The 11030-nt window shown below is 69.0% G+C and carries 4 protein-coding genes; all 4 read right to left on the bottom strand.

The features are described from left to right. Positions 1-57: 57 nt before the first annotated feature. From SD37_RS10190 to asnB, 4 genes are read right to left on the bottom strand one after another with little or no spacing between them, the layout of a single operon-like run. Complete coding sequence (locus tag SD37_RS10190) at positions 58-6375, bottom strand: non-ribosomal peptide synthetase (RefSeq protein WP_236725317.1); 6318 nt, start codon at positions 6373-6375, stop codon at positions 58-60. Then, positions 6372-7952: a (2,3-dihydroxybenzoyl)adenylate synthase gene (locus SD37_RS10185; protein ID WP_044850984.1), complete on the bottom strand. Its 1581-nt coding sequence runs from the start codon at positions 7950-7952 to the stop codon at positions 6372-6374. Before SD37_RS10185 ends, SD37_RS10190 begins: the two co-directional genes overlap by 4 nt. Next, positions 7949-9151: a cytochrome P450 family protein gene (locus SD37_RS10180; protein ID WP_044850983.1), complete on the bottom strand. Its 1203-nt coding sequence runs from the start codon at positions 9149-9151 to the stop codon at positions 7949-7951. Before SD37_RS10180 ends, SD37_RS10185 begins: the two co-directional genes overlap by 4 nt. A gap of 25 nt (positions 9152-9176) precedes the next feature. Beyond that, the gene (asnB, locus tag SD37_RS10175) at positions 9177-11018 is read right to left on the bottom strand and encodes an asparagine synthase (glutamine-hydrolyzing) (protein ID WP_044850982.1); all 1842 of its coding nucleotides are present in this window, start codon (positions 11016-11018) and stop codon (positions 9177-9179) included. Positions 11019-11030 lie beyond the last annotated feature (12 nt).

The raw sequence follows: 11030 nt of genomic DNA, 5'->3' as shown, positions 1-11030 counted from the left end.
GCACCGGATCGCCCTTTCGTCACGCTGTTTCCCGCAGTCGGACCAGCCGGGCCGCACTCAAACCATCCTTTCTTCCATTTCCGCGTCGAGCGTGACCTGAGCGGAGACGGCGCGCGCGACGCCCTCGACCGTCGGCGCGGCGAACAGCGCGGAGAAGGTCGGGGTCACGCCGAGCATGGTCCGTAGCTCCGCGATGAGCCTCGTAGCACGAAGGCTGTCCCCACCGAGGCTGAAGAAGTTCCGGTCACGGCCGACATGGTCGAGGTGAAGCACCCCGGCCCAGATCTGGCCGATCGCCATTTCCACCGCACCCGTGGGCGCCGGTGAATCGTCATGATCCCCGGGCCGGGCGAGCGTCGCGATCGCGGCGCGGTCGACCTTGCCGTTGGCGGTGAGCGGCAGGCTCGCCACCTCGGCCACCCGTTCCGGGAGCATGTGGGCGGGCAAGAGCGTCGCGACGTGAGACCGGATCCGGTCACCGGGAGCGCTGGTCACCACGGCGGCGACCAGCCTGCGTTCGGCGGTCACGGCGGCGGCCGCGCGACGGACCCCCGGCGCGGATTCGAGCGCTGCTTCGATTTCGCCGAGTTCGACGCGGTGGCCGCGGATCTTCACCTGCTGGTCGGCCCGGCCGAGGAACTCCAAAGTGCCGTCCGGCCAAGAACGCCCGAGGTCTCCGGTGCGGTACCAGCGCTCCCCCCGCCGATCGTCGACGAAGCGGGCGGCCGTCAGTTCGGGCGCGCCCCGGTAGCCTTCCGCGACGCCGTCACCTCCGATCCACAGTTCGCCGGTGACCCAGTCCGGGCAATCCCGGCCGAGGTCGTCCACGACGCGGAACCGCTGGTTGCGCAGCGGCGTTCCGTAGGGAATCGAAGTCCAGGCGGGGTCGATCCGACCGACTTCGAACCAGTTCGACCAGATCGCCGCCTCCGTGGCTCCGCCGAGCGCGATGAACCGGCAGTCCGGCGCGGACGCGGCCAGACGTCCCGGAAGGTCGAGCCCGACCCAATCGCCGGACACCAGCACGACTCGCAGCGGCAGGGCCTCACTGGTGGCGGTGAGGAGCATGTCGAGCAGCGCTGGGACGGTGTTCCAGATGGTAACGCCGTGCGCGGTGACCAGCTCGCGCCAGCGGTGCGCGTCACGGCGGTCGTCCTCCTCGATCGTGACGACGGCCCCACCGACCGACAGCGGACCGAAGATGTCGTACACCGACAGGTCGAAGTCGAGCGCGGACACGGCCAGCACCCGGTCCTCGGGGCCGACGGCGAAGCGCTCGTTGATGTCGGCGATCGTGTTCAGCGCCGCCCGGTGGGTGGTCTCGACGCCCTTGGGCTCGCCGGTCGAGCCGGATGTGAAGATGACGTACGCGAGATCGGCCGGAGGCAGGCAGGCGGGTAACGGGTCCGCTCTCGTGGTGAGCAGTTCGGCGGTGACGACCAGGCAGGTTCCCGCCAGGGCGAGCACCCGGTCCCGGCGGGCGGGTGGCTGGTCGATCCCGATCGGCACGTAGGTGCATCCGGCGGCGAGCACCCCGAACACCGCCACCAGCTGGTCCGGTCCCTTGGGCAGCGAGATCGCCACCGTGTCACCGGGCTTCACTCCCCGCGTTCCCAGCAGGGCCGCCAGCCGCAGCGCCCGGTCGGCGAGTTCGCCGTAGGTCAGCGCGCCGACGACCGCGACCCGGTCCGGCGATTCGGCGGCCAGGCGGAAGAACTCGCTGTGCAGCGCGCCCTCGGGCACCGGGCCCGCGGTCGCGTTCACCGCGGCGCGCACCTCCCGCTGCCGGGAGGGCAGAAGATCCGGGACCGGTTCCTGCCAAGGGATTACGGCGAGCCGGTCCACCAGCGACACATAGGCCTCGAACATGTCGTCCAGCAGGCCTGGCGGGAACAGCTCTTCGACCGCGTCCCAGTTCAGGTGGACACCGCCGTCGACCTCAGTGACCTGGTGATCGAGCCACACCTGCGGTGTCTGGGAGACACCCCATACGTTGTCGGCGAAGAGCGTGCTGTCCTCGGGCGGGTCCGCCGAGACGCCCAGGGCGCTGGTGAACACCACCGGCATGGTCGTGTCCGGGTCCCCGCCTGCCCGGGCCAGTTCCCGCAGCACCCAGACGGCCGAGACGTCGCGATGGTCCAGCGCCCCCCACAGCTCCTCCTGGACCTGGCGCACCCGGTCGAGCCAGCCGCCGTCCGGGCCGGGCCGGTAGGCGACCAGCAGCAGCGACGTGAAGTCGCCCAGTACCCGGTCGATGTCCGGATGGACCTCCTTGCGGTCGAACAGCGTGATGTTCAGGGTCAGCTCCGTCCGGGCGCTCCACCGGCCGAGTACCTCGGCGAACGCGGTCAGCAGCACGGCGGACGGCGTCAGCCCGTGCTCCCTGGCCCGATCCACGATCACGCGCCACCTTGCGGGCTCGACGCGCGCGAAGCGCCGCTCGAACCGGGGAGCGGTCACCTCCGCCGGATCCTTGGCCAGCGGGAGCCGCGGCGCCGGCGGAAGGTCCGGCAGCAGCCGACTCCAATAGGCCTCGGCTTCGGCCGTCCCGGCACGTTCGACGCCGAGCACGTAGTCACGGAACGACACCCCGATCGCCGGGAGTTCGAGGTCCGGGTTTTCGTACAGCGAAGCGAGTTCGGCATAGAAGATCAGGATGCTCAGCGCGTCGAGCACGAGATTGTCCATACCGATGGCCAGCCTGGTCCGCCTGCCCGAACGGGCCGCGCGCACGGTGAACAACGGCCATTCGGCCGGATCGAACACGGTATGCGAGGTCGTGTCGCGGAGTTCGTCGAATCCACCGTCGATCAGCTCCACCCGGAACCACGGCACTTCGGGCAGCACCCGCTGATCACCGCGTTCGTCGAAGACGGCCCGCAACATCTCGTGCCGCCGGACGAGCCGGTTCACGGCGGCCTCGAGCCGGGGAAGGTCCAAATCGTCGACGTCGTACTCGCGGTAGAAATGGCACCCGACTCCGCCGAGGGTGAAGCCTTCGTCGCGGCCGAGCCAGTACGCACGCTGGACTTCCGTCGGCGGAAACGGTTCGTACCGCTTTGCTGGGTCGGCCACGAGCGCGAAGCAGGCGCCGTCCACTGAGGACAGTGTGAGCCCGGCGGCGAAATCGGCCAGCACAGGCCGGGCGAACAGATCGCTCAGCGACACACCGGACAGCCCGGCCGTCCGCAGCTTGCCGATCAACCTGGTCGCCAGCAATGAATCGCCGCCGAGGGCGAAGAAGTCGTGCTCGCGCCCGACTTCGCGGCCTTGCAACACCTCCGACCACACGGCCGCGACCGAACGTTCGACCTCGCCGACGGGTGCGGTGATCGACATCCGTTCGCCATCGTGATGATCGTCCAGCGTGCGGGAAAGCAGCGCACGATCGATTTTGCCGTTCGGAGTGAGCGGCAGCGACGGCAGCACCGCGACGACTTCGGGCCGCATCGGCATCGGCAACCGGTCGATCAGGAAGTCCTTCAGCGACGAAGGGTCCGCCGTCCCGGTCACCGCCGCGGCCAGCCTGCCTCCGGTGGTCAGGACCACCGCGGCGGCGGTGACGGAGGGGTGCGCGATCAGCGCCGCCTCGACCTCGCCGAGTTCGACGCGATGGCCACGGATCTTGACCTGATGGTCGTCGCGGCCGAGGAACTCCAGGCATCCTTCGGGTGTGTACCGCACGCGGTCACCGGTCCGGTACCAGCGCGTGCCCGCGAACTCGACGAACTTCTCCTTGGTGCGCAAGGGATCACCTCGATAGCCGCGTGCGACACCCGCGCCGCCGATCCACAGTTCTCCGGGAACCCGGTCCGGCCGGTCACGACCGAGCGGATCGACCACACGGCACCGGACATTGTCCAAAGGCATGCCATAAGGCACACAAGTCCACTGTGGATCGACGACGTCGACCTCGCAGACCGTGGAGTGGATGGCGGTCTCGGTGGTGCCGCCCAGCCCGGCGAAACGGCAGTCCGGCGCGTACTTCGCCAGCCTCCTGGGCAGGTCGACGGGGATCTTGTCACCACCGAGCAGCACCACGCGCAGCGGCAGCGGTCCGTCCGCGACGGTCAGCACCATGTCGAGCAGCGCGGGGGCACAGTTGAGCACGGTGGCCCGATACCAGGTCAGCAGGCCGACCCACGCGGAGGCGTCGCGACGGCCGGAATCGCGGACGCACACCACGGCGCCGCCGGCCGAAAGCGGACCGAACAGGTCGTAGACCGACAGGTCGAAGTCCACAGAGGACAGCGCCAGCGTCCGGTCGTCCGCGGCCATCCCGAAGCGGTGATTGAGGGCGTCGACGGTGTTGACCGCCGCCGCATGAGTGATCTCCACCCCCTTGGGCTCACCGGTCGACCCGGAGGTGTAAATGACGTAGGCGAGCGCGGAAGCGTTGCCGCATACGGGTTCCGAGAGTGGCCGGATCCACTCGACCGGTTCGAGGTCGTCCAGCACCAGGCTCACCCCGGCGGTCTCCAGGATGCGCTCACGGCGTGCGACGGGCTGGTCCACGCCCAGCGGCAGGTACGCCGCGCCCGCGGCGAGCACACCGAGGACGGCGGCCACCTGGTCCGGGCCCTGTGGCAGCGAGACCGCCACCAGATGGCCGCGCCCGGCGCCCTTGGCGATCAGATGCCCGGCGACCCGCAGCGCCCGCGCAGCGAGTTCACCGTAGGTCGTGGATCCCTCCTCGGCGAACAAGGCCGGCGCGTCGGGGCACGCGGCGGCGTGGGCGAAGAACGAATCGTGCAGGGTCCGTGGCCGCCGGACGACAGTCGTGTCGTTGACCTCGGCACGCACGAGCAAGTGCGCTCGCGGGACCAGGTCCACCGGCTCCGACCAGGCGGCTTCGTCTTCGATGAGCCGGTCGAGCAGCGCGCAGTAGGCGGCGAACATGGCGTCCGGCACCCCTGGCGGGAAGACGTCCTCGCGGACGTCCCAGTTCACCAGAAGGCCGCCGTCGAGTTCGGTCACTTGCGCGTCCAGCCACACCTGCGGACCCTGGGAAATGATCCACGCGGGCTCGCCGAAGGCTCCGGTGACCTCGGGGGCGAACAGTTCGCCGAGGCCGAGTGCGCTGGTGTAGACGACGGGAGCGAGGATCTGCTCGCCGTGCAGGCGGGAAAGATCGCGCAGCACCTCGACGCCGGAGTAGGCGGTGTGCGCCACGTCGGCGTGGAACCGCTGCTGCAGCAGGGACGCGCGGTCGGCGAAGTGGCCGGGAGCGGCCCCGTCCCATTCCAGCAGTACCGACGAGGTGAAGTCACCCACCAGCGAGTCGACCTCGTCGTGCAGGGGTTCGCGGTCGAACAGCGGCAGGTTGAGCAGGAAGCGCGGTTCGGCGCTCCAGGCGGTCAGCGTCTCGGCGAACACCGCGGCCAGTGCCATCGCGGTGGTGAGCCCGTGCCGTCGTGCCGAACGCTCGACCGCTCGCACCATCGATGGCCCGAGCCGGCGATGGCGCCGCACCACGGTGGGCTCACCGTCCGACTCCGCGACCGGAAGCCGAGGAGCTCCGGGCAGCGTCGGCAGCCGGGCCGCCCAGTGGTCCCGCGCCGTCTCCTTGCCGTCGTGCCCCCGCTCGGCCAGGTAGCGGGGATAGCTGTAGCTCAAGGGAGGCAGTGTCTCTCCCGCGTAGGCGCGGGAGAGGTCGGCGAGCAGGACGCGCAGGCTCAGCGCATCCGCCGCGATCATGTCCAGGTTGACGTGCACCCGCGTGCGGCCCTCCGGCAGCAGCGAAAGCTGAACGTCGAAGACCTCACCGGAGGCGACGTCCATCCTGCGGTGTGAAAGCGAGGTACGGCGTGCGTCCAGTGTGGACTGATCCGTCCAAGGGTGGACGCGCAGCCCCGGCCACGGAGTTTCGTCGAGCACGCGCTGGGTCCCGTCGTCCAGTACGGCCACACGCAGCATCGTGTGCCGGGCGAACACCGCTCGTACGGCGTTCTCCAGCCGCTGCGGGTCGACCTCGGCGCCGTCGAACTCGTGGTAGAAGTGCGCGTCGACGCCGCCGACCCGCTGCCCCGGCGCGCGGCCGACCCAGTAGGCGTGCTGCATCAGCGCCAACGCGAACGGCGCGGTCTCGTCGATTTCCGCTTCCGCTCGGGTGGTCTGGCCGGTGTCGACGGCCAGCAGGGCACTCCACGCGGCGAGCGTCGGCGTGGCGACAAGATCGGCGAAGGTGACGCTTGCACCCGCCTTTCGCCAGGCTCCGGCCAGCCTCATCATGGTGATCGAATCCAGCCCCAGCTCGATCAGGTTCTCGTGCTCACCGATGGTCTCGCCGGACAGGTCGAGGAGACCGGCGAGCAGCTGCGGGAGATCTCGCGGCGAGATCCGGCCTGGACGGAGGTGGGAACGGTTCACGGTCACGATCGGATCTCCAGTGTGGACAAGGATTCGCGGTCGACTTTGCCGACGGCGGTACGGGGGAACGACTTCAGGACGCGGACCTTGTCGGGCAGTTTGAAAGCCGCGACACCGTGTTCGCGCAAATGTGCCAGGAGTTCCTTGCGGGTGGGTGACGTGCCGCGCGCGATCACGAAGGCACAGCTGCGTTCGCCCATCACGTCGTCGGGGATTCCGACGACCGCGACGTCGTGCACGGCAGGATGACACAACAGGAGGTTCTCCACCTCTTCGACGGGGATCTTGTCGCCGCCGCGGTTGATCACGTCCTTGACCCGGCCCTCGACGACGAGCTCCCCGCTCGGCAGTCGGCGGACGAGATCCCCGCTGCGGTAGAAACCGTCGGCGGTGAACGCGGCTGCGTTGTGCTCTGCGGCCCTGTAATAGCCGCGAATGGTGTACGGACCCCGGACGAGCAGTTCGCCGGAAGCGCCCGCGGGGACCGGCTCGTCGTCCGCGGTCACGATCCGCACCTCGTCGTCCATGCAGAGCGGCCTGCCCTGCGTTTCGTTGACGATGGCTTCCGGATCGCGGAAGCGCGTGTAGTTCAGCAGCCCCTCGGCCATGCCGTAGACCTGCTGAAGGACACAGTCCAACACCGGACCGACCCGGCGCGCGGCTTCAGCCTTGAGCCGGGCACCGCCCGCTTGGAGGAGGTTCAGGCTCGAAATATCCGCTGTCGCTTCTTCGGACTCCTCGGCCGCGTCAAGCCACACCAGTACCAGCGGAGGTACGAGAGCCGTCGCGGTGACACGCTCCGCCTCGATCAGCGGGAACGCCGTCCGTGGGTCCGCGTCCGCGCACAACACGACCGTTCCCCCGGCCGACAAGGTTCCCAAGACGCCGGGACAGGCGAGGGGGAAGTTGTGTGCCATCGGCAGGGCCGCCAGGTAACGCGTATCGCTGTCGAAACCGCACAGCTTGGCACTCGCCCGCAGATTGAATTCGTAGTCGTTGTGAGTACGCGGGATCAGCTTGGGAAGTCCCGTCGTGCCACCGGACAGCAGCAGCACGGCGACGTCGTCCGGCCCGGGTCCGGGGCCCGGATCCCCCTCGTCCGCCACGTCGTCCAGTGCGGTGAACTCGCCTGGCTCGCCGACGACGAACACGTGCTCGATCTCCGGGACTGCGTGCGCCAGGTCCCGGAATTCGGAGGCCACGACATAAGCCACCGGGGTCGCGAGCCGGGCGAGATGCACGATTTCGGTCCGTCGATGCGGTGGCAGCGCGAGTACCGGGATCGCGCCGTTCCGGAACAGCGCGAACATCAGCGACAGGAACTCGGCCAGGTTGGGCAGGTGCACCAGTACCCGGTCGCCATGCCCGATCCCGCGGGCGCGGAGGCCGGCGGCGAGCCGGATCGCCTTCTCGTTCAGTTCGGCATAAGTCCAGCGGCGGTCACCGTCGACGACCGCCGTCCGGGTGGGCCACCGACGCACACCATCGTCGAGCAGCGTGCCGAGGGTGCGGTCCCGCCAGTATCCCCGTGCCCGATAGCGCTGGGCGAATTCAGGCGGCCACGGTGTGAAGTCGTCGGTCATCGCAGCCTCAGCACCAGCGATTCGAGACCGTGCATGGCCGTGCTGTCACGCCAGCGCAGATCCTCCACGGCGGAGAGCACCTCGATGTCGGCGAACCGGTCCAGCAAGCGCCCGAAGGCGATCTCGCCCTCCATCCGGGCCAGCGGTGCCCCGAGGCAGAAATGAATTCCGTGTCCGAACGCGAGGTGACCACCTCGTGGCCGGGTGATGTCGAGCCGGTCCGGGGCAGCGAAGCGGGCCGGGTCTCGGTTGGCGGCCAGCCACGACACCATGACGAAGCCGCCCGCCGGGATCACCACACCGGCGATCTCGACCTCTTCGGTGGTGTAGCGGGGTGAAGACAGGATGTTCGGGGTCTCGTGCCTCAGGAACTCCTCGATCGCGGTCGGCATCAGGCTTCGGTCCGCCCGCAGCAGCGCGAGCTGACCGGGGTTCCGGGACAGGCTGAGGACACCGCCACTGATCAGGTTCACCGTGGTCTCGAAACCGCCGATGAGCAGGACGACGGACACCGCGATCAACTCCGACGAGGAAAGCCGTTCGCCGTCCTCACCTTCGTGCACGAGCTGGGAAAGCAGGTCGTCGCCGGGATTCTCGCGCTTGGCCGCGACCAACGAGTGCAGGTAACCCGCCATCCGCATGGTCGCCGCGCCTGCCTCCTCGGTCGCTCCGCCGTCGACCATCGTCTTCGACCACGCTGTGAACTCGTCGTGGTCCTCGAACGGCACCCCCAGCAGTTCGGTGATGACCCGGATCGGCAGCGGGTAGGCGTAGGACTCCAGCAGTTCCACTGAATCGCGGCCCATCATCGCGTCGAGCAACTCGTCCGCGATCTGCTCGACACGCGGTCGCAGCGACTCGACGGTCCGGCCGGTGAACGTCCTCGCGACCAGTTTGCGCAGCCGGGTGTGGTCCGGTGGATCCAGGTTGAGCAGGTTCATCGCGAAGTCCTCGGAGAACGGGCTCTCCTCGTCATCGCCCAATGCCATCCGATGCATCCGGTCGTATACGCGGTGGCTGCTGAAGCGAGGATCGGCCGCGACGGCTCTGGCTTCCTCGTACCCTGTCACCAGCCAGACGGGCATACCGCTGGGCAGCACGACAGGGCGGATCGGTGCGCTATCCCGTAACTTCGCTCCGACGCTGTGCGCATCTTGGACGAAATCGTCTCCGAGCACGAGCGGTCCGGTTGTGGTCATCACATTCTCCTTGTCCGGCAACGATTCAGCCGAGCCGGAGCTCGGGTCGGTAGAGGTCGAACCAGTGGTAGAGATCCAGTACCCGTTCGAGGCCGGTGCGCAGCCTGCCGGTGACCGCGGCGGGTGCCAGGGCGGCCGCGCCGCGGACCCACCCCGCGTCGAAGATCTCGAACAGCGGATGCCCGGCTTCGGCGAGCACGTCGTTCGCCTGCCGTTGCAACGCTTCGGCGTAACCCGTGTCCTGTGTGGACGGATACGGGCTCTTGACGCGCTCGACGACCACACGGGGCAGCAAGCCGGCGACCGCGCCGCGCAGCAGGCTCTTTTCCCGGCCGCCCTCGGCTTTCATCGACCATGGCGCGTTGTAGACGTACTCGATGAGGCGGTGATCGGCGAAGGGCACCCGCACCTCCAGCCCGACGGCCATGGACATCCGGTCCTTGCGGTCGAGCATCGCGCGCACCAGCCTCGTCACGTGCAGATGACTGCTGCGGCGCATCCGGCGCTCCAGGGCGTCCTCGGTGTCGAGATGGTCGATGGCGGCGACGGCGGTGCGGTATTCGTCGGCGACGTAGGTGCCGATGTCCAGGTCTCGGCCGAGTTCGGGTCGCAGCATTTCGGTCCGATCGCCGGTGTAGGCGTTGCTGAACGCCAGCCAGGGGAAGGTGTCGGCGTCGCGGGCCGCCGGGTGATGGAACCAGGCATACCCGCCGAACAATTCGTCGGCGAACTCGCCCGACAGCGCCACCGTGCACTCGGCCCGGATCGCCTGGAACAACAGGTACATGGAGGAATCGATGTCACCGAGCCCGATCGGCATGTCCCGCGCCGCGACGACCGCGCGCCGCAGGGCGGGATCGGCCAGGGTACGAGAGTCGAGCACGATGTCTCGATGCAGCGAGCCGACATGCGCCGCGACCTCACGGACGTACGGCGAGTCCGGCGTCTCCCGCAATTCGTCCGGGCGGAAATTCTCCTCGTACCCGGCGAAATCCACCGAGAACGTGCGGGCCTTCTCCCCACGCATGCGCAGTTCAGCGGCGGCGAGCGCGGTGACGGCGCTGGAGTCCAGACCGCCGGAAAGCAGGACGCACTGCGGCACGTCGGACACCGTCTGCCGCCGCACCGCGTCTCCGAACAACTCGCCGACCTTCTCCACGGTGGTCGCGAGGTCGTCGGTGTGCGGCGCGGTCTCCAGCCGCCAGTAGGTGGCGTGCCGGATGCCCGCACGGGACACCGTCACGACGGTCCCCGGCTCGACCTCGTGCATGTCCTTCCACAGTGACCAGCCGGGGGCCTTGGTGAAGCCGACCAGCTCACGCAGGCCGCCGGTGTCCACCACGCGCGGGAAACGCGGATTGGCGAGGATCGCCTTCGGCTCGGAGCCGAACAACACCCCGTCGGAGGTGCGGTGGTAGTAGAGCGGCTTCACGCCGACCCGGTCGCGGATCAGCACCAGCTTGCCGTGGCGCTCGTCCCACAACCCGAAGGCGTACATGCCGTTGAGTCGCTCGGCGACCGCCTCGCCCCACTCCAGGTAGCCCCGCAGCACTACTTCGGTGTCGCCGCGGGTGGTGAACCGGTGCCCCCGGCCCTCGAGTTCGGCGCGCAGGTCCTGGAAGTTGTAGACCTCGCCGGAAAACGTGAGCGCGACGGTCCCGGACGGGGCCCGGGCCTCCATCGGCTGTGTCCCTCCTGGCAGGTCGATGACCGCCAGGCGGCGGTGCCCCAGCGCGACATGGGTGCGGATCCAGATCCCGCCCGCGTCCGGGCCGCGGTCGCTCAGTGTCTCCGTCATCGCCTCGATGACGGGCACGGTCGTGGTGAGGTCGCTGTCGAAGGCGACCCAGCCGGTGATTCCACACATGGTTCGTCGTCC

Origin of the sequence: Amycolatopsis orientalis (genome assembly GCF_000943515.2) — a bacterium.
In the GTDB taxonomy this organism is placed as follows: domain Bacteria; phylum Actinomycetota; class Actinomycetes; order Mycobacteriales; family Pseudonocardiaceae; genus Amycolatopsis; species Amycolatopsis orientalis.
The sequence above is the reverse complement of the archived record's forward strand: the minus strand, read 5'-3'. Positions and strand labels throughout refer to the sequence as shown.

What these genes read in the sequence shown, in the direction of transcription:
- SD37_RS10180 (WP_044850983.1), bottom strand. Translation starts at nt 9,151, where the DNA reads ATGACCACAACCGGACCGCTCGTGCTCGGAGACGATTTCGTCCAAGAT.
- asnB (WP_044850982.1), bottom strand. Translation starts at nt 11,018, where the DNA reads ATGTGTGGAATCACCGGCTGGGTCGCCTTCGACAGCGACCTCACCACG.
- SD37_RS10185 (WP_044850984.1), bottom strand. Translation starts at nt 7,952, where the DNA reads ATGACCGACGACTTCACACCGTGGCCGCCTGAATTCGCCCAGCGCTAT.